Annotated in this window: 14 protein-coding genes; 4 read left to right on the plus strand and 10 right to left on the minus strand. The window is 74.2% G+C overall.

Annotated elements, in window-relative coordinates; all coding sequences use genetic code 11:
• Nucleotides 1-12: 12 nt before the first annotated feature.
• Together Sspor_RS11515 and Sspor_RS11520 are read left to right on the plus strand one after the other, a co-directional pair.
• On the plus strand, nt 13-3,312 hold the full coding sequence (locus Sspor_RS11515) for a DUF4082 domain-containing protein (protein WP_202199013.1): 3,300 nt from the start codon (nt 13-15) through the stop codon (nt 3,310-3,312).
• Nucleotides 3,309-4,358, plus strand: a complete 1,050-nt coding sequence (locus Sspor_RS11520; RefSeq protein ID WP_202199015.1) for a glycosyltransferase — start codon at nt 3,309-3,311, stop codon at nt 4,356-4,358. Before Sspor_RS11515 ends, Sspor_RS11520 begins: the two co-directional genes overlap by 4 nt.
• 17 nt (nt 4,359-4,375) lie before the next feature.
• On the opposite strand, the gene Sspor_RS11525 is transcribed toward Sspor_RS11520, so the two are convergent.
• A complete protein-coding gene (locus Sspor_RS11525) occupies nt 4,376-5,080 on the minus strand; it encodes a Wzz/FepE/Etk N-terminal domain-containing protein (RefSeq protein WP_202199016.1) in 705 nt (234 codons plus the stop codon).
• Nucleotides 5,081-5,160: 80 nt separating this feature from the next.
• Between Sspor_RS11525 and Sspor_RS11530 the strand changes: the two genes are divergently transcribed.
• Together Sspor_RS11530 and Sspor_RS11535 are read left to right on the plus strand one after the other, a co-directional pair.
• Complete coding sequence (locus Sspor_RS11530) at nt 5,161-7,176, plus strand: O-antigen ligase family protein (protein WP_202199018.1); 2,016 nt, start codon at nt 5,161-5,163, stop codon at nt 7,174-7,176.
• Entirely contained in the window at nt 7,122-8,093 is a 972-nt protein-coding gene (locus Sspor_RS11535) for a glycosyltransferase (protein ID WP_202199019.1), read from the plus strand. The genes Sspor_RS11530 and Sspor_RS11535 overlap by 55 nt, the downstream gene beginning before the upstream one ends.
• 36 nt (nt 8,094-8,129) lie before the next feature.
• On the opposite strand, the gene Sspor_RS41080 is transcribed toward Sspor_RS11535, so the two are convergent.
• From Sspor_RS41080 to wecB, 9 genes are all read right to left on the minus strand, one after another.
• Nucleotides 8,130-11,003 (minus strand): bpX6 domain-containing protein, encoded by a 2,874-nt coding sequence (locus tag Sspor_RS41080; RefSeq protein ID WP_202199021.1) that lies wholly within the window; start codon nt 11,001-11,003, stop codon nt 8,130-8,132.
• Nucleotides 11,000-12,715 carry a hypothetical protein gene (locus Sspor_RS11545; protein ID WP_202199022.1) on the minus strand — a complete coding sequence of 572 codons (1,716 nt, stop codon included), beginning with the start codon at nt 12,713-12,715 and terminating at the stop codon, nt 11,000-11,002. Before Sspor_RS11545 ends, Sspor_RS41080 begins: the two co-directional genes overlap by 4 nt.
• Nucleotides 12,712-13,248 carry a bpX5 domain-containing protein gene (locus Sspor_RS11550; protein ID WP_202199024.1) on the minus strand — a complete coding sequence of 179 codons (537 nt, stop codon included), beginning with the start codon at nt 13,246-13,248 and terminating at the stop codon, nt 12,712-12,714. The genes Sspor_RS11545 and Sspor_RS11550 overlap by 4 nt, the downstream gene beginning before the upstream one ends.
• Nucleotides 13,245-14,432, minus strand: a complete 1,188-nt coding sequence (locus Sspor_RS11555; RefSeq protein WP_237403809.1) for an AAA family ATPase — start codon at nt 14,430-14,432, stop codon at nt 13,245-13,247. Before Sspor_RS11555 ends, Sspor_RS11550 begins: the two co-directional genes overlap by 4 nt.
• Nucleotides 14,433-14,511: 79 nt before the next feature.
• Nucleotides 14,512-15,321, minus strand: coding sequence for a glycosyltransferase family 2 protein (locus Sspor_RS11560; protein ID WP_237403810.1), 810 nt, complete (start codon nt 15,319-15,321; stop codon nt 14,512-14,514).
• Between the two features lie 22 nt (nt 15,322-15,343).
• Nucleotides 15,344-16,414, minus strand: a complete 1,071-nt coding sequence (locus tag Sspor_RS11565; protein ID WP_202199026.1) for a hypothetical protein — start codon at nt 16,412-16,414, stop codon at nt 15,344-15,346.
• A 6-nt stretch (nt 16,415-16,420) separates the two neighbouring features.
• Nucleotides 16,421-17,875 (minus strand): oligosaccharide flippase family protein, encoded by a 1,455-nt coding sequence (locus Sspor_RS11570; protein WP_237403811.1) that lies wholly within the window; start codon nt 17,873-17,875, stop codon nt 16,421-16,423.
• On the minus strand, nt 17,872-18,621 hold the full coding sequence (locus tag Sspor_RS11575) for a YveK family protein (protein WP_202199028.1): 750 nt from the start codon (nt 18,619-18,621) through the stop codon (nt 17,872-17,874). The genes Sspor_RS11570 and Sspor_RS11575 overlap by 4 nt, the downstream gene beginning before the upstream one ends.
• 25 nt (nt 18,622-18,646) lie before the next feature.
• Nucleotides 18,647-19,789: a non-hydrolyzing UDP-N-acetylglucosamine 2-epimerase gene (gene wecB, locus Sspor_RS11580; RefSeq protein ID WP_202199030.1), complete on the minus strand. Its 1,143-nt coding sequence runs from the start codon at nt 19,787-19,789 to the stop codon at nt 18,647-18,649.

Genomic DNA, 19,789 nt, shown 5'->3' on the forward strand with positions numbered 1-19,789 from the left:
AATGAGGTCCAGATGAACAGACGGACAAGGTTGCTCCGTTACGGTTTCTTCACCGTGATCGCGGCCTTGATGGCCACGGTCCTGCCACCGGCCGCACCGGCCGGTGCGGCCGATCCCTGCGGTCCCACCACGAACGCGATCGTGTGCGAGAACTCCAAGCCCGGCACGCCGATGGAGGAGTGGTTCGCGCCCAGTGCGTACGGCGACATCAAGGGCTTCCCGGCCCAGACGAGCGTCCAGGCCGGCGAGACCGTGCAGTTCAAGATCCAGTCGCCGACCGCGTACAGGGTGTCGGTGTACCGCCTCGGCCACTACGGGGGCAGCGGTGCCCGCCTGATGTCGACCGCGGCCCAGGCCGCCCAGACGTACCCGGCGAACTTCCTGCCGGGCGGCAACCCCGCGACCTGCGCCAAGAAGCCCGCCACCGGCCTGGTCGACTGCGGGAACTGGCCCGTGACCGCGACGTGGACCGTGCCGGCGGACGCCGTGTCCGGGCTCTACGTCGTCAACTTCGACCAGGCGGACGGCAACGGCGTGATGCCGTACCCGTTCGTCGTCCGCAACGACGCCGGCCACTCCGACATCGTCGTGCAGACCAGCGACCAGACCTGGCAGGCGTACAACAACTACGGCGGCCAGGACCTGTATGACGGCGGCGGCCCCGCCCCGGACGGGCGGGCGTACGAGGTCAGCTACAACCGGCCCATGGACATCGGCGGGGACAACGGGATCTACGGTTCCGAGTTCCAGATGGTGGCCTGGCTGGAGCGCAACGGCTACGACGTGAGCTACATGTCCGGCGTCGACATGTCGGTCCGCGGCGGGACCCTGCTGCGCAACCACAAGGTCTTCCTGTCCTCGGGGCACGACGAGTACTGGACCCAGGAGCAGTTCACGAACGCGCTGAACGCGCGCAAGGCCGGGGTCCACCAGGCGTACTTCAGCGGCAACGAGGTCTTCTGGAAGACCCGCCTTGCGCCGAGCATCGACGGCGCGGGCACCGCCAACCGGACGCTGGTCTCGTACAAGGAGACCAAGCTGTCCTTCCCCCAGCCGAACGGCGTCCCCGATCCGAGCGGGATCTGGACCGGCACCTTCATGGACCCGGCCAGCGCCACGAACGGCCGGCCCTTCCAGCCGCAGAACCAGCTGACCGGCTCGATGTTCAGCGTCAACGGCTACCGCAGCGACGCGATCACCGTCCCGGGGACCTTCGCCAAGCAGCGGCTGTGGCGCAACACCACGGTCGCGAACCTCACCCCCTCGCAGACCGCCACGTTCCCCACCGGCACGCTCGGCTACGAGTGGGACAGCGACGTGGAGAACGCCAGCCGGCCGGCCGGGCAGATCACGATGTCCTCCACCACGGTGGACATCGAGGACGGCAAGCTCCTCAAGGACTACGGCAACACCTACGGCAACGGCACCGCGACACACAGCCTGGTGGCCTTCCGCGACCAGACCTCGCACGCGCTGGTCTTCGGCGCGGGCACGGTGCAGTGGTCCTGGGGCCTGACCAACATGCCGACGGGCAACCCGGACGACGCGGTGGTCACCGCGGACAAGCGGATGCAGCAGGCCACGGTGAACGTCTTCGCCGACATGGGCGTCCAGCCGAAGTCCCTGCAGAGCGATCTGATCGCCTCGACCGCCTCCACGGACACCGTGGGCCCGGCCGTGACGGTGACCAGCCCGGCGGCGAACGCCACCGTACCGGCGCTGCGGCCCGTGACCATCACGGGCACGGCCGCCGACACCGGCGGCGGTGTGGTCGCCCGGGTGGAGGTCTCCACCGACGGCGGCACGACCTGGAAGGCGACGACCGGGCTGGGATCCTGGAGCTACAAGTGGACCCCGACCGTCCCCGGCGCCGCGCAGATCAAGGTGCGCGCGGTGGACGACAGCGTCAACATCGGCGCCACCACGACGGTGCCGCTGACGGTGGGACCCCAGCAGTGCCCCTGCACGGTGTGGCCCGCCGCGGCCGTGCCGGGCACCGTGAACGCCGGTGACGGCAGCGCCGTCGAGCTCGGCGTCAAGATCCGCTCCTCGGTCGCCGGCTCGATCACCGGTGTCCGCTTCTACAAGTCACCCGCCAACACCGGCACCCACACCGGCAGCCTCTGGAGCAGCTCCGGCCAGCGCCTGGCCACCGGTACCTTCACCAATGAGACGGCCTCCGGCTGGCAGCAGCTGAACTTCGCCACGCCGGTCCCGGTCAAGGCGAACACCACCTACGTCGCCTCCTACTTCGCCCCGCACGGCGGCTACTCCTTCGACAACACCTTCGCCGCGGGCGATGCGGGCCTGGCCCCGCTCACCGCGCTGAAGAGCGGCACCGACGGCGGCAACGGCGTCTACCGCTACAGCGGCACGGGCGGGTTCCCGTCCACCGCCTCCTCCGGCAGCAACTACTGGGTGGACGCGGTCCTGGACACCGCGACCGCCAGCACCACCCCGCCCACCGTCACCGCCACCTCGCCGCAGTCCGCGGCGACCGGCACCCAGATCACGGCGGCCATGTCGGCCACCTTCAGCAACGCCGTCGACGTGGACACGCTGGTGTTCTCCGTCAAGGATTCCGGCGGCACGGCCGTTCCCGGCACCAAGGTGCTGGGCGCGTCCAACAGCGCGACCTTCACCCCGTCCTCCGAACTGGCCCTGAACTCCACCTACACGGCGTCCGTCCAGGCCGCCGACCTGTGGGGCAACGCCATGGCCGCACCGGTCACGTGGAACTTCACCACCAGCACGAGCCCGCCCGCGGTCAACTGCCCGTGCACGCTGTGGAACGCCGCCGCGGCACCGAGCACCGCCAACGTGGGTGACGACGCCAACTCCGTGGAACTGGGCACCCGGTTCCAGTCCGCGGTGAACGGCTACGTCACCGGCGTCACCTTCTACAAGGGCCCCGGCAACACCGGTACGCACACCGGCAGCCTGTGGTCCGCCTCCGGCACCCTGCTCGCCACCGGCACCTTCGGCAGCGAGACCGTCTCCGGCTGGCAGCAGCTGCAGTTCGCCACGGCGGTACCGGTCACGGCGGGCACCACGTACGTGGCCTCCTACCACGCACCGAACGGCAACTACTCGGTCGACGGCGGCTACTTCACCGGCGCGCACCGCTCCTATCCGCTGGTGGCCCCGGCCGACGCGGCCGGCAGCGCCAACGGGCTCTACAAGTACGGGGCGGCCACGGCCTTCCCCACGAACACCTTCGGCTCGGTGAACTACTGGGTCGGCCCGATCTTCACCACCACCGCACCGGCCGCCCTCCAGGAGGGGCTGTCCACGGAGGTGAGCGGGCAGTGAGCACGGTCAGCGTGGTGATCCCCTGCTACAAGTACGGCCACTTCCTGGCGGACTGCGTCAAGAGCGTGCTGGACGAGCAGGAGGGCGTCGACGTGCGGGTGTTGATCATCGACGACGCCTCGCCCGACGACTCCGCGGAGGTCGCCCGCGCGCTGGCGGCCGCCGACCCGCGGATCGAGGTACGGGTCCACGAGAGCAACAAGGGCCACATCGCCACCTACAACGAGGGCCTGCTGGAGTGGGCCGACGGGGACTACGTCGCCCTGCTGTCGGCGGACGACCGGCTGGTCCCCGGGGCCCTGGTGCGCGCCGCGGCCCTGCTCGACGCGCATCCGGAGGTCGGCTTCGCCTACGGCAGGCCGCTGCGCTTCCAGCACGGCGGGCCGCTTCCCGCGGCCCGTACCCGGAGCACCGGATCGGTCGTCTACCCCGGACGGTGGTGGCTGGACCGGCGGTTCCGGGAGGGCACCGGGTGCATCACCTCACCCGAGGTGGTGGTCCGCACGAGTCTCCAGCGCAAGGTCGGGGGCTACGACCCGGACCTGCCGCACGCCGGCGACATCGAGATGTGGATGCGGCTCGCGGCGCACGCCGACGTGGGCTACATCCGCGGGGCCGACCAGGCCTTCTACCGGGTCCACGGGAACAACATGTCCACCACGGACTTCGGCGGGCAGCTCGACGACCTGCGCCAGCGCCTGGTCGCCTTCGACTCGGTGCTCGACAAGTGCTCCGGGCTGCTGCCGGGGGCCGACCGGCTGGCGCTGTCGGCGCGGACCCGGCTCGCCCGGTACGCGCTGCGGCGCGCCTACCGGGCGTACGACCGGGGACGCACCGCGGTGGTACCGGTCGACGAGCTCGTGGAGTTCGCGGCCGAGTGCCTGCCCGCGGGCTACACGAGGCTGGCCGAGTACCGGGCGCTGCTCAGGCGCCGGCGCATCGGCCCGCGCGCCATGCCGTACCTCCAGCCGCTCGTCCTCTCGGCCGTGGCGGACCGGGGGCGCGAGTGGCTGTGGTGGCGGTCCTGGAAGCGTCGAGGGATTTGATGACGCGAACGCAGTGTTCAGCGGGCCGCCCCGGCGAGGGCGGCCCGCTCGGGCTCCTCGGCCCGGACCACCGGACCGGCGTCGGCGGCGGCTTCGTGCCGGCGCCGGCGCCGGCTCCGGCGTGTCAGGAGCCGGTCGGTCCACAGGGCCGCCACCACGCCGCCGACACCGCCCAGCAGGGCGGCCCCGGCGAGGCCCCGGCTCTTGTTGCCGGTCTGCACGGCCGCGGTGGGCGCCACCAGGAGCGTCACGCTCATCCGCGCGGAGTCCGGGACTCCCTGCTGTGTCTGCATGTCGCCCAGGTGCTTCGTGTAGACGTCGATGATCTTCCGGACCGCCGTGTCGGCGGCGACCGGGTCGGCCTGCTCCGCCTGGATCTGGAGCGAGGGGATCAGGTAGCGCGGGGTGACGCTGGTCCCGCTGTTGCGCGGGATCATCCGGTAGGTGCCGGTCACGCCCGCGGCGCGGAGCTCGTCGGCCCCGGCGGGCGAGTCCAGCTGCTGCACCGCCGCGTAGGAGACGGCGGCGAGCGGCGGTTGCAGATTGGCCAGCTGGTTGGGCTGGTTGTCCGTCACCGGCGGCTTGAGCACGACGATCGCCGTACTCAGGTACGTCTGCGTGGGGTGCAGGACCTGCACGGCTCCGGCGGCGGCGAGCACCGCGGCCACGATCAGGACGTACCAGCGCCGACGCAGCGCGCGGACCAACTCACCAGGCGACACAGAGATTCCTTCCGTTGTGACCGATCCTTCCAGGACATGGGTAGGTCCGCCATCAATTGCGGTTTCCCCGGGGGGTGTTCATGAGCATCGGTGAGATCGTGGCGGTGCTCCGGCGCCGTTGGTACGTGATGGTGCCGCTGACGCTGATCAGTCTGCTCGCGGGGGCTCACCTGTACCGTTCGGTGCCCGTGGCCTACCAGTCGCAGAGTTCGGTGGCGCTGCTCGACTCCACGGCGGTGGCCGAACTGGCCCCCGCCTTCGGCAACCCCATCTCGAACGCCGGCGGTTCGCTGGTGGTCACCGCGGATGTCCTGATCAGGACCCTGTCGGGGACGGACGCGGCGCGGGACCTCCAGGGCATCGGCGTGACCGACCCCTACACGGTCGGGTTCGCCGCGAACACCTCGGGGCCGATGCTCACGCTGACCGTCACGGGGACCGACCGGGAGAAGGTGCTGGAGGAGACCAACCAGCTGACGGCCTTCGCCGGGGAGACGCTCAACGCGCTCCAGGCCGCGGCCGAGGTCAAGCCCGCGTACATGGTGCAGACGGCCCCCGTGGTGCTGCCGCAGACCCCGGTGCCGCAGCTGAAGGGCCGCTACCAGCAGGTGCTGGGCGTCCTCATCCTGGGCACCACGGCCGCCTTCACCCTCTCCTTCCTGACGGACAGCCTGCTGGCGGCGCTGCGGCGCAGGCGCGCGGCCTCGGCCGCCCCGGCGCGGGGGCGCGGCCGCCGCAAGCCGTGGGGGCGGCAGCTGGACGCGACCGCCCTGCTGAGCTGCTATCTGGCGCTGGCCTTCTTCATCCCCTCGAACCTGACCCTGCCCGGCATGGGCGGGGTGGGCACCCCGGCCAACGTGTTCGCGCTGCTGTGCCTGTTCTGGTACCTGGCCGCCTGGATCACCGGCCGGATCCGGCCCGCCCCGGGCACCCGGCTGCCGCGGGTGGTGATGTGCCTGCTGGCCTTCTCCGTCCTGGCCTCGTACGTCGCGAACGCGATGCGCGGCAGCTCGCACAAGGAGGTCCTCGCGGCGGACCGCGGTCTGATCGGGCTGCTCGTGTGGGTGTCCCTGGTGGTGCTGGTCTCCGCGGGGATCCAGGACCGCGAGCGCCTGGACGTACTGCTGCGCCGGGCCGTGGTGATGGGGACGGTGGTGGCGGCCGTCGGCTTCTACGACTTCTTCACCGCGACAAACATCGCCGACAGCATCTCGATCCCGGGCCTGCAGTCCAGCGTCGCCCAGATCACCACCCTGGACCGGGGTTCCTTCACCCGGCCGCGGTCCACCACCGCGCAGCCCCTGGAGTTCGGCGGGATGCTCGCCATCCTGCTGCCCTTCGCCGTGCAGCAGGCCTTCGATCCGGTACGGCGGCACCTGCGCGCCTGGCGGCGCTGGGGGCCCGTGGTCCTGATGGGGGGCGCGCTGCCGCTGACGGTGTCGCGCACCTCCATCATCGGGGCGCTCATCGTGGTCCTGGTGATGGTGCTGCGCTGGAAGCCGGAGCGGCGGTGGGCCGCGATCGGGCTGCTGATGGGCTCGGTGGCCTGCTTCAAGGTGATCATCCCGGGGCTGATCGGCACCATCACCGCGCTCTTCGCCTCGTTCGTGACGAACTCCGACAGCAGCACCCAGGCCCGCACCGTCAAGTACAGCGCGATCGTCCCCTACCTCACCGAACGGCCGCTGTTCGGGCGGGGGTTCGGTACCTTCCTGCCCGAGCTGTTCTTCTTCACCGACAACCAGTACATGCTCACCCTGGCGGAGATGGGCCTCGTGGGGCTGATCGCCCTCCTGGTCCTCCTGTTCACGGGAATCCACCAGGGCGGTGCCATCCGCAGGCTGGCCCGCACCGAGTCCGACCGGGAGCTGGGGCAGGCCTTCTTCGCCTCGGCCCTGGTCTCCCTCGTCATCGCCGCCACCTTCGACGCCCTCAGCTTCCCGATGTTCGCCGGGGTGTTCTTCCTGACGATCGCCGCGGGGGGCAGCTATCTCGGGTTCATCCGGCGCGCGGCGCCGGAGCCCGCAACCGTGGAGTCCTCATGCAGTTCAGCCAGCCCGCCGCCCGCCGACCGGATCCGGGTTCCGGCCCCGTAGCGGTCCTCGTCGTCACCTGGAACAGCGCCCGGGTGCTCCCGGAGTTCCTCGCCTCGCTGCCCGAGGCCATGGCCGGGCTCGACTGGCGGCTGGCCGTCGCCGACAACGACTCGGCCGACGGCACCGTGGAGCTGATCCGTTCCCTGGCCCCGGACGCGACGGTCGTCCAGACCGGCCGCAACGCGGGCTACGCGGCCGGGGTGAACGCCGCCCTCGGAGCCGCCGGCGAGTGGGAGGGCGGCTTCCGGGCGGCCCTGGTCTGCAATCCGGACGTCCGGATGAGGCAGGGCTGCGCCAAGGTGCTCGTGGACGCGCTGGGCGCGGACGCGCCGGGCGGCGGCCGGGTCGGGATCAGCGTCCCGCTGCTGTACGAGGAGGACGGCCGTACGCTGCTGCTCTCGCTGCGCCGCGAGTCGCGGGTGACCCGGGCGCTCGGCGAGGCGGTGCTGGGCAATCGCCGGGCCGGGCGGTTCCCGAACTGGAGCGAGCTGGTCACCGATCCGGCCGCGTACGAGCGGGCCACGGTCGCGGACTGGGCGACGGGCGCGCTGATGGCCCTGTCCGGGGAGTGCCTGGAGGCGTGCGGGGCCTGGGACGAGTCCTTCTTCCTGTACTCGGAGGAGACCGAGTACTGCCTGCGGGCGCGGGACCGCGGGTTCGTCACCCGGCTGGAGCCCGCGGCCACGGCCACCCATCTGGGCGGGGACTCGCAGGTGTCACCCCGGCTGTGGACGCTGCTGACGCTCAACCGGGTACGGCTCTACGGGCGCCGGCACGGGGCGGCGGCGACCGCCGCGTTCCGGGCGGCCGTGCTGCTGCGGGAGACCTCCCGGGCCGCGCTCGGCCGGCCCGCCAGCCTGGCGGCGGCGAAGGCCCTGGCCGGCCCGTCGGCGCTGCGGGCCACGCCGGGGCCGTGAGACGGCGCCGGCCCGGCCCTGCCTCGTCGTCCGTCCTCAGCCAGCCGTGACGCGCAGATGGGCGAGCAGGGTGGCGCCGTCGGGGGTCGTGGCGAGGACACGGCCGGAGCGGTGCCAGTGGGTGACGGCCTCGGCGTGCCGGCGGATGCCCGGGGCCTGCATGCCGGCCTGGGGGAAGGACACGGTCGCGGTGGGCGCCGAACCGGCGCCCGCGCCCGTGTGGAGGAGGACTCCGGTGCCGTCGGGGCCGGGCACCGCGAGGGCCCAGTGGTCGCCGTCGGCGACCGGGCCGTGCGGCGCGACGCCCTCGATGCGCGCACCGGCGCCGGGACCGGCGGGCGTGCCCTCGGTGGTCCAGTGCAGGACGGTGCTGCTCGGTGGCCCGTCCGCCGGCTGCGGCTCGGCAGCGAGCAGGCCGCCGGAGGCGAGCGCCGCGGATCGGCCGGGACGGAACGCGTCCGGCCGGAGCCGGGAGCGGGAGCGCAGCTCCCAGCCGGGCAGGTCCCAGCGCCAGAGCTCGGCCGTCTGCGTGCCGTCGGGAAGCGGCGAGACCACGACACCCGTGCACCCGGCGGGGGTACGGGCGAGCCGGCCGGCCAGCCGCTCGCCGCGGCCGAGTTCGCGCCAGACCACGGTGGGCCGGGGCGCGAGGGTGTCCAGCACCGTGATGCCGTCGTCGTCGGCCGTGATCAGGTGCCGGCCGTCGAAGGACGGAACGATCTGCCGGGCGCTCAGCGTCGTCCAGCGCCGGACCGAGCGGGTGACGAGGTCGAGGCGGGAGACCTCCCGGACCCGGCCGTAGCCGGCCACGAGCAGCGCGGCGCCGCCGTGGTCGGCCAGCACCAGTTGGTCGGCGGGCACGTCCCAGCGGGCCTTGGTCCGGCCGTCGGCGGTGAGCAGCCGGACGCCCGCCTGCCCGCAGGCGACGAGGACGGCGCCGGAGCCGAGCAGCGCCGCGTCCAGTACCGGCAGCGTGCCGGGCCGCTCGGCGGCGGTGTACGCGGTGGAGTGCTCCGAGCGGGCCGCGCGCTGCGGCCTGGCCAGGTCGGCGGCGACCAGCGGGTCGGCCCGCTTGAGCAGGCGCTGGTGGCGGGGCCCCGCGTCCCGCTCGCCGAGGGCCGTGCCGAAGCCGCCGTCCCGGACGAGCGCGCGGGCCGCCGCGGTGGCGAGTTCACGGTCCGCCGCCGGGTCGGCCGCCGGGAGTTCCGCCAGGGCGGCGGCGAGCGCCGACCGTCCGGTGGCGGCCGGGTCCCCGTCGCTGTCCAGGACGGCCAGGGCGAGCGCCCTGGTCGCCTCTCCGGCGCCGAGCGCCAGCAGATACGGCAGCGCCCGGCTCCGGGTCGGCCCACCCAGAGCGACGGCGTCGCGCAGGTCGGCCGCCGCCGACGGGCGCAGCGCCTCGTCCGCCCAGAGCACCTCGGCGGCGCCCAGCCGGTCGCCGGAGTCCCGGCAGTGCGCTGCCCAGGCGGCGCGCAGTTCGCGGGCCGCCGCCGGGTCGTCGGCCGCGAGGCGATCGACGGCCGGGGCGAACGCGGCCCGGCGGTAGGCCGTCCGGACGGCGCGCTCCCGCTCGCCGGCCTGCCACCAGAGCCGGACCACGAGGTCCGCGGCGAGGTCGCGGCCCTCCGCCAGTTCGGCCGCCTGCACGGTGCGGCGGTGCCGGACCAGCAACGCGACCGCCTCGGCCGGGGCGCCCCGGAGGTCGGCGAGGACGAATGCGGCCTCCTCGACCCGGCCCGCGCGTTCGAGCTCCTCGGCGGCCCGCTGGTAGAGCGCGGCGAGGTGCTGGTGCACGGTGGGGCCGGACAGCGGGGAGGCCCCGCCGGACACGCCGACCCGGGGCGTGGGGCGCAGGGCGCCCTCGTAGCGGCGGGGCAGACCGAGGGTGAGCCAGGGCCGCTGCCCGCCCGGCCGGCCGTCCGTGAGCCGGATCGCGTCGCGCAGGGCGTCCTCCCAGCGGCGCTGCTCGAACGCCCTGGTCAGCTCGCGTACGTAGCGGGCGTGCCGGCCCTGGATCAGCGGGCCTGCCGTACGCATCGCCAGGCGGGCCAGGAGGGCGTCGAACAGCGGGCGGCGGGCGCGGCCGCGCGACCGGCCGTGCTCCGGTGCCGGGGTGGTGGCAGCGGCCGCGTCGGCGGAGCCCTCCGGGCCCGGTGCGGTGCCCCTGTGGCTCCGGCGGAGGCGGGCGGCTGCCGGGCCGGCGGCGAACGCGAGGAGCAGCAGGCCGGCGTGGAAGACGCCGCCCTGCGACCCGGCGACGACCAGGAGGGGCAGCACCACGAGGAGGACGACAGCGGCCAGGGCGAGCGGGTCGGTCCCGGACGACGGCCGCGTCCCCGGCCGTCTCGCGAACGGCGACGACGACCGGCGACGGGGGCCGGCCGGGGTGTCCTCGGTGAGCCGCCGGGCCCGCTCCGTGCGGGGTGCGATACCGGCGGCCGCGCGCAGGTCGGGCTCCGGCCGCCGCGGGAGGGACTCGGCGACGGGGTCGGCCTCGGGCTCGGCGGCGCCGACCGGCCGCGGGCGGTGGAGCGTGAGCCCGGACAGGTCGAGCCACGCGGCCGGTTCCACGTCCGGGAGCGCGGCCATCCGGTGAACGGCCGTCACGCCCCCCGCGCCCACCGCGATCTGCCCGGCGTCCGCGGCACGGGCGTCGGCTCCGACGGCGGCCTGTGCGCCGCGGTCCGTCCGTACGACGGGCAGTCCGGGGGCCCGGTCGGCACGGATCTCCACGGGTGCGGCCAGCATGAACAGCCAGCGGCCGTCGGGCAGTCGGCGCAGCTCGGCGCCGTCCTGCCAGGAGGCGACGGCGCGCGCGGCGGCCTCGGCCGGGCCGATCACGGGCACGTCGAGGACGAACCCGGTGGCGGTGACGGTGGCACGGAACGCCGCGCTCTGGCCGGCACTCACTCGGTGCCCCCGATCTGGAAGTGGATCCGGCCGGTGTTGGCGTCGCCGACCACGATCCGGCCGGGCCGGATCTCGGCGGCGATCAGCGGCAGGGTGGGGTGCACGGCCGGCGGCCCGGAGGCCCCGGAGAAGCGGGTCAGGGTCCGCACACCGTCGGCGCGCACGCCGCGCACCACGAGACCGCTGCGGCTGACGGTGATCAGCGCGGGCCTCCCCCCGTCGTGGACGAGGCCGATCACGTCGGCGTTCTCACGGAAGGAGATGCGGCACTCGTCCCCCGGCCCGGTCCGCACCTGCCAGGTCCGGCCGTCCTGCGACCAGGCCTGGGAGCCACCGCTGTGCAGGAAGTGGCGGGCGTCGCGGGCCTCCTCGTGCAGGGGCCCGCCGGCGAACAGCCGCGGCTCGCGGAACCGGTCGAAGTGCGGCCGGTCGTGCGCTCCCCGGCCGAGTGCGCCGTCGTCGGCGACGCTGCCGTCCGGGCGGATCCGCCGCCAGCGGCCGGCCAGCGGCAGCAGCAGGTCGGCGCCGTCGCGCAGCAGCGGCAGGACGGGGCGGGCGAACATTTCCTCCGGCACGGCGGCGTCGCGGTCGGTCCCGAAGGCGGCGAGGTCGGCGGTGTGGCCGCCGGGCTCGCCGAACGCCCGGCCACTGACGTACGGGACGAGCTCATCGCCCCGGACGTACAGGGCGATCAGGCGCCGGCCGATCCGGCCGGCGGCGAGCACCGGCCCGGGCAGGTCGTGACGGCGCGCCCGGACGGCGGTGATGACGCGGGCGTCGCCGTTCGGCAGGTTGGCGGCGAGCAGGGTGGTGGCCCGCCGGCCCCGGGCGAGCAGGGTGCGGGCGTCGGTGGTGAAGGCGGGCAGCGCCCGGCCGGCCTTGCCGTCGGCGTCGGCGTCGGCGTCGGCAGACGGCGGTCCGACGGGGGCGGGTTCGGCCCGGCGGAACTCGGCCCCGCGCAGGGTCCGTACGGCGATCTCGCTCGCGGGCAGCCGGAGTTCGGCCGTCGTACCGTCGAGCCGTACGACGACGTGGTCGGCGCCCCGGGCGGACCAGCGGGTGGGCTCACTCGTCAGGACTCGGGGGTGTGCCGGGAGCCGGTCGGCGAGGCGCGGCGAGGTCAGCAGCCAGGCCTGGTCGGCGGCGTCCAGGCCGGCCCGCGCGTGCTGCACGTCCGAGGGCGTCGGGTCGACCGGCCGGCGCGCGGCCAGCCAGGCCGGCAGCAGCTCGGCGAGATCGCCGGTGAGCCGGCGTCCGTACGGGTCGCCGAGGACGACGACGACCAGTTCGGTGCCGCGTGCGGCGGCCCGGCGGTGCAGGACGAGGAGTGCGGCGAGCTGGACCAGCCGGCCGGCGCCTGCCTGTGTGGGGCCGGCGTCGACCAGCACGGCGATCCTGCCGCGGGCCGCCGGGGTGCGGAACTCGGGTGCCAGGTGGAGCAGTTCGCCGTCGACGTAGCGGCGCAGGAACTCGTCCGGGTACGCGTCGGCGAGCAGCCACTCGGACGGCAGCAGCTGGTCCGGCCGGCCCGAGCGGGCGAGGCCGCCGAGGCCGTCGGGGTCGCCGAGGACGTCGGCGACGGGCTCGCGCTCGCCGACCAGGGCGTCCAGGTGGCGCAGCAACGGGCCGAAGGCGACGGCGAGTTCGGGGCTGATGGCCGAGAGGGTGCCGGCCCACGGGGCGAGGGCGGCGGGCAGGCGGGTGGTCGTCATCGGGCGCCGCCCCCGGCGTGGTCCGGGCCGGTGCCCTCCGGCCGGGTGAAGGCCTCCAGCGCGTCCGGGGAGGTGACCGGCGCGGGCGGGTCGGCGACCAGTGCACGGCCGGGGACGAGGACGCAGAGCTGGCCCTCGGCCGCGCCGACGGCCCGGCGCCACAGGGTGGCGGCCGGTGCGGGGCGGGCGGTGGTGGGGACCAGCAGGCCGGCGTCGCGACCCAGATAGCGGGCGCCGTCGGCCCAGGGCAGGTCCGCCTCCGCGCCGAGGACCAGCAGCGCACGGTCGGCGGCCGGCAGGCCCGGACCGTCGTCGGCGAGCACACCGAGGCGGGCGCCGTCACGGATCCGTTCCAGGGCCGCGGCGGCCAGGCCGGGCACCGCGTCGCCGACCGCGAGGACGGCGGAAGCCTGCAGCGGGGGCTCACGGCGCTCCCACCGGAGCGGAAAGGACGGCGACGGCGCGGGGGCGGGGGCGGACGCGGGGGCGGAGGCGGAGGCGGAGGCGGGCGGAGCAGGCCGGTCGGCGGTCACGAGGGGGCGACCGCCGCGACCAGCTCGGCCCGTATCCCGGCCAGCGCGGCCGGCAGGTCGGCCGGCTCGAAGCCCGCGTCGATCTCCCGCAGTGCGGCCTCCAGCCGCAGACGCGAGTCACGCCCCTCGGGGAGGGTCCGGTGCTCGGCGAGCAGGGCGGTGCCGGTGCGCGCCAGCCGCTCGGCGCGCGCTGCGGTGCTGCGGGACAGTTCCTCGGCGGCGTGTACCAGGCTGCGGTTGGCGGCCTTCTCCACCAGGTCGGCGAGGGTGTCGCGGGCCAGTGCCTGGGTGTCGGCGGTCGGGGCGATCAGCGGCAGCACCCACAGGTCGCGCGCGGATGCGGTGGTCCGGCCGTCCAGCACCGCGGCGGCCGCGACCAGCTTCTGCGAGCGCACGGCGCGGCGGTCGCTGACGGGTACCCCGGCGGCGCGCAGCCGGCGCAGCGCGGCACCGACCAGCGGGGTGACCTCGTCGAGGTCGCAGGCACGGGCGGCGGCGGCGAGCCGGTCGACGGCGGCGAGCAGGCCGCCGGGGCCGCCCGGCGCGGCGGACACGGCTGCGGGGCGGCGGCCGGCCTCCAGCAGTTCCTCCAGCCGGGCGTCGGCCACCGGCTCGACGAACACGCGGGCGAGGAAGCGGTCCGCGAAGGCGGCCAGGGCCGGGTCGTCGGGGAGGTGGTTGGCGGCGCCGACGCAGACCCGCAGCGGGCTGTCGAGGACGGTGCGGCCGCGGCGGAAGACCCGTTCGTTGAGCAGGCCGAGCAGGGTGTTGAGGACGGCCGTGGACCCGAGGAACACCTCGTCCAGGAAGGCGACCTCGGCCTCGGGCAGCATTCCGGCGGTCTCGAACTCGACCCTGCCCTCGCGCAGGCCCCGCAGATCGACGGGGCCGAACAGCTCGTTCGGCTCGGTGAACCGGCCGAGCAGGTACTCGAAGTAGCTGCCGCCGAGATGGGCGGCGATCCGGCGCACGGCTTCGGACTTGGCGGTGCCCGGCGCGCCGACGACCAGGAGGTGCTCACCGGCGACCGCGCAGAGGGTGACCACCTCGGCGACCGTCTCGCGGTCGACCAGGCCCCGGCCCGCGGCGGCCACGGCGGCGCCGACCGACTCGGCGTCCGCGGCGAGCGCCGACGGGTCCGGCGTGGCGGGGACGGGGGGCGTGGTGGTGCTGATCTCGGTCACGAGCACCGGAGTCTACGGGGGCCGAACCCGCGCTCACCAGCGGGTTTCCTCGCAGCCTGCCGGGCCGCCCGGACACTGGTCAGTCGCGGGGCCCCGGGCCGTCCCAGGCGGTGTAGAAGCTGTCCGGATTGACCAGGTAGCGGACGGTGGGGCGGGGCAGGTGGCGTACCTCGTGGCGTCGCGCGTAGCGGCGTACGAGTTCCCAGTCCTCGCGGGGCAGTACCTCGGGGGTGCGGCGCAGCCGGCTGAAGTACAGGGACCGGTTGCGGCGCGCCACGAACGCGTTGGTGTCCAGGAAGGCCTCGTGGGCGGCCCGGCGGCGGTCGAACGGCACCGAGAGGACGTCCCGGTCGGTGCCGTCCGGCAGCACCCTGCGCAGTGCGGTGTAGACGGCGTCGGGTCCGTCGGGTGCCTCCAGGGTGGCCAGGGCCTGCTCCAGGTGGTCGGGCTCCCAGAGGTTGTCGTCGTCGAGGAAGGCCACGTAGCGCGAGCGGGTGAGCCGGATGCCGACGTTGCGCACGACTCCGGCGGTCGCGGTGTTGCGGGTCAGGGAGACCGCGAACAGCCGCGGGTCGTCGGGCAGTTCGGGCAGGCCGGCGCCGTCGTCGACGACGATGACCACCTGGTCGGTGACCGTCTGGCCGAGCGCGGAGCGGACCGCCGCGCGCAGGGCCTCGGGTCGCCGGTGGGTGGGGATGACGGTGGCGACGAGGGCGGCCGGGGGCTCGCCGAGGGCCGCGGCGAGGCGGTGGGTCTCGGCGTCCTCCAGGCGGCGCAGCCGCAGGGCGGAGGGGGCCAGCAGGACCTTGTTCCTGGCTTCGAAGAGCACCAGCCAGCCGAAGGTCCGCTTGAGCAGTTCCCAGGGGGCCCGCGCGATCCGGCGCATCATGTCCTGTCGGTCCTCTCGGGGGTCAGGAGGCGGGTGGGGGTTCGACGGGCCTGCCGTCGGACATGCGGTTGCCCTTCCACACGTTCCCGGCGCCGCCCGCGTTCCAGGCGGTGGCGGCGCCGTAGGCCCCGGAGGCCGGGTGGTACTGGGTGGAGAAGACGTTGTTCGTGACCTGGATGCCGGTGGCGCCCGGGCCGCCGCCGTAGAGGGCGTACGCTCCCCCGGCCAGCCAGTTGCCGTCGACGACGACGGAGGAGACCGTTCCGGTGTCGGCGAACAGTCCCACGGCCGCGGTGGCGCCCCGGTCCACGGCAGTGGAGTTGAGCAGGGTGTTGCGGCGGACGGTCAGGCGGCCCTTGTTGCCGCCGCCGCTGATGACGGCGTCGGTGTGCTGCCATTCGCCGCCCTGGTTGCGGAACGCGACGATGTCGTGGACGTAGTTGTCGTGCAGGTCGCCCTGCCCCATGGACAGGGCGTTGCCGAACACCGAGATGTCGCACCAGCCGACCTCGATCGAGCTGCCGCCCATGTTGGAGACGGCGTAGTTCACGCCTCCGTTGTCGGGGCCCTTGCCCGGTACGGCGGTGATCGTGGTGTGCAGGACCTTCAGTCCGCTGAAGCCCGGGCGCAGGTTGACACCCCACCAGTTGGTGGAGGTGATCCTGCTGTCGATGATCGTGACGTCGTCGGCGTAGATGTCGAGGGAGCCGCGGATGTCCCAGCCCTTGATGACCGTGCCGTCCTGCTTGACGGACATGTTCCCGGTGTCGTGCCGTTCCAGCTCGATCCGCGGGCCGGTGGTGCTCGCGTCGGGGAATCCGCAGGTGCCGGGCGAGGTGCAGGCGGGGGTGGTGGGCGGTGGTTCGCTCGCCGACGGCGAGGCGGCCGGGGAGGGCGATCCGGAGGGGGTCGGCGAGGCCGGGGCCGAGGACGGGGCCGGGGCCGTGGTGGAGGGGGTGGCGGCTTCGGTGGTACCGGGCGCGGCCGCGTGCTCGCTCACGCCGGTGCGGTCGGCCTGGTAGAGGGTGAGGACGACGGCGAGCACCACTCCGGCGAGCAGCCACGCCGTCAGGCGCCTTCGGTGCTGTGTCACGGCTGTCTACCCTTTGAGTGAGGCGCGGCCGGGCAGGACGCACAGGACGTAGCAGAGGGTGCCGGCGGCTCCGGTCGCCAGGAGGGCGAGCACGCTGTCGCCCAGGTACCGCTCCAGGAGGAGGAGTACGCCGGCCATCACCGCTCCGCCGAGCAGCGGCCAGGCGCAGGCCCGGGCGACGGTGCCCAGGAGGATGCCGCCGCGGTGCAGGGCGAGGAGGAACACCGGGACCACGACGGCTCCGGCGACCAGGACGTGCCCCTGGGCCACTCCGACGATGCCGCCGGTGCGGGCGCCGATCACGAGGGCCGGGATCAGGACGACCAGCCAGAGTGCCTGGACGGCGATGAGGGAGCTGCGGCGGCCGATGGCGACCAGGCAGTCGTAGGCGAGTTCGCAGCCGATGCGGACCAGCCCGAGGGCCATCAGCCAGGGCAGGGCCCGGGCCGCGGGCAGCCAGCGTTCGCCGTAGACGAGTTCCACGACGGGGGCGGCGAGTGCGGCGAGCAGGACGCAGATCGGGACGGTGCCGGCCATCACGACGCCGAGGGCGCGGGCGAATCCGGCGGCCAGCGCCTGCGGGGAGTCGGCCAGCCGGGAGAAGCCGGCGAAGGAGACGCGGCGGGCCGCTTCGGAGATGATGCGGACGGGCCAGCCGGAGATGTTGAAGGCGAGCACGTAGAAGCCCAGGGCCAGGGGGTCCAGGGCCGAGCCGACGACCATGGTGTCCACGTTGACCACGCCGAGGGCGAGCATGCTGGCTCCGGCGAGCGGGAGGCCGAACTTCAGCAGGGCGCGGGCCTGTTCCCGGTCCCAGCCGAACCTCAGGGTGCCGGGTGCGGCGAGGCAGCAGCCGATGAGGGCGGCCACGTTGCCGACGACGGATCCCCAGGCGAAGCTCATCGCGCCCCAGCCCTGGACGGCCAGGACCAGGGTGACCGCGGTGCTCAGGACGAAGTTGAGTCCGTCGACGGCCATCCGCCGGCCCTGCGCGAACTCCCGGGTGAGGAAGCCGGCGGGAACCTGGGAGAGTCCGTCGAGGACCACGCACAGGCACATCACCCGCAGGACACCGGAGGCCTCGGGTGAGCCGAGCACCTCGGCGACCGCCGGGGCGACCGCGAACAGCACGGCGTACAGCAGGCAGCTGGAGGCGGCGCTGAGGGTGAGGACGGTGGGTGCGAAGCGGCGGGGGTCGCCCTCCCAGCGGACGATCGCCAGCGAGACGCCGAGTTCGTTGGCGGAGAGGAGGACCAGCAGGACGGTCTGGGCGATCCCGTACACGCCCCAGGCCTCGGGCCCGAGGAAGAAGCGGGCCAGGACGATGCCGGTGGCGAAGTTGCCGAGGCGCATCACCACGGTGTTGATCAGGCTCCACTTGGCGGCGGAGCCGACCTTGCGCCCGAGCGAGGGCGCCGCCGCCGGGGCGGTGCTCTCGGTGTCCGCCGCGGGGCCGGTCACGACGGTCCGGCCGTACGGGAGCCGGCGGCGCCGGAGCCGGCCGGGTGGGCGACGGTCATGCGCAGGGTGGCCGTCGGGTCGCCGGCGTCGGCGGCGACCGGTTCGCCGCCCTCCCCGGGGGCCGGCCGGTGCCGGCCGGACGACGCCCCCCGGCGCTTGCGGGCCTCCACGAAGAAGGTGGCCACCAGGCTGAGTACGAAGCCCAGCGCGCCCGCCATGATCAGGAACTGGAGCCTGGCCTTGGTCTGTGCCTCCGGCTTCTGGGGAGGCACGATCACGGTCATCCTGATCATGGCGTCGGGTGCCACCGACTGCTGGGTCTGGAACTCCAGCAGCCGCTTCTCGGCGTACGTGGTGAGGATCTGGTCCGACTTCAGCACGGCGGCCTGGTCGGTGCCGACGACGCTCAGCCACATGTAGGGGCCGAGCGCGTTGTCGGCGATCTTCGCCTCGTGCACCCCGGTGAGGCCCAGGGACTTGAGGTCGGCCTTGGCGTCGTCGGAGTTGAGGTTGCGGGCCAGGCCGTCGGCCATCCCGGTGAGCGAGGCCTGGGTGCTCAGGAAGGGGTTGCCGTCGAAGGCCACCGTGGCCTTCTTCGAGTTCAGCAGCGACACCGTGCTCTGTGACCGGTACTCCACCGGGACCAGCAGGTACACGGCGGCGGTGAGCGCCGCCGTGATGAGCAGTCCGGGCAGCAGCACGTACCAGCGTCTGCGCATGACCCGCCAGATCTCCGCGAGATCCATGGTCGTCTTCCCCTTCGCATTGCGTTTACAGCACGTGCTGTCGATCGGTGGCCGCCCCGCGCGGGACGAGGTCGGTGGGGCGCGGCCTGGTGTGCGCGGGCGGTCCGTCGAGCAGGACCGCGGCGATGCGCTCGCTCGCCCGGCCGTCCCAGAGTTCGGGGCAGCGCGGCGCGGGCGGATCGTCGAGGACCCGGTTCACGGTGGCCGTGATGCGCTCCGGGTCCGTGCCCGCCAGCACGTTCGTGCCCTCCTCCACGGTGATGGGGCGTTCGGTGTTCTCCCGCAGGGTCACGCAGGGCACCCCGAGGGCGGTGGTCTCCTCCTGGATGCCCCCGGAGTCGGTGAGGACCACGCGGGCGGAGTCCTGCAGGGCGATGAAGTCGAGGTATCCGGCGGCCGGGACCAGCCGGATGCCGCCCGGCACGCCCAGTTCTGCCAGCCGCTCGGCGGCCCGCGGGTGCACGGGCAGCAGCAGCGGACAGCGGTCGGCGATCTCGCCCAGGGCCTTCAGCAGGCCGCGCAGGGCCCCGGGGTCGTCCACGTTGGCCGGCCGGTGCAGGGTGACCAGGCCGTATCCGCCCCGGGTGAGCCCGTACCGGTCCAGGACGTCGGAGCGCCGGGCCCGGTCCAGGTTGGCCAGGAGGGTGTCGATCATGACGTTGCCGACGACGTGGATCTGGTCCTCCCGGTAGCCCTCCGCCCGCAGGTTGACGGCGGCGTCGGGCGAGGGGGCCAGCAGGTAGTCGCTGAGCCGGTCGGTGGCGACCCGGTTGACCTCCTCGGGCATGCTCCAGTCGCGGCTGCGCAGCCCGGCCTCCACGTGGGCCAGCAGGGGGCCGGCCTTCGCGGTGACCAGGGCGCAGGCGAGGGTGGAGTTGATGTCGCCGACCACCACGACCGCGTCCGGGGCCAGTTCGTCGATCAGTGGCTCGAACGCGGCCATCACCCGCCCGGTCTGCTGGGCGTGGCTGCCGGACCCGGCGCCCAGATAGCGGTCGGGCGGGCGGATGCCGAGGTCGCGGAAGAACACGTCGTTCATCGACTCGTCGTAGTGCTGCCCGGTGTGGACGAGGATCACCTCGGCGCCGCGGCGCTCCAGCGCGTCCATCACGGGTTTGATCTTCATGTAGTTGGGCCGGGCCCCGGCCACGCAGACGATCCTGGTCAC

It is taken from the genome of Streptomyces spororaveus, from assembly GCF_016755875.1.
In the GTDB taxonomy this organism is placed as follows: Bacteria; Actinomycetota; Actinomycetes; order Streptomycetales; family Streptomycetaceae; genus Streptomyces; species Streptomyces spororaveus.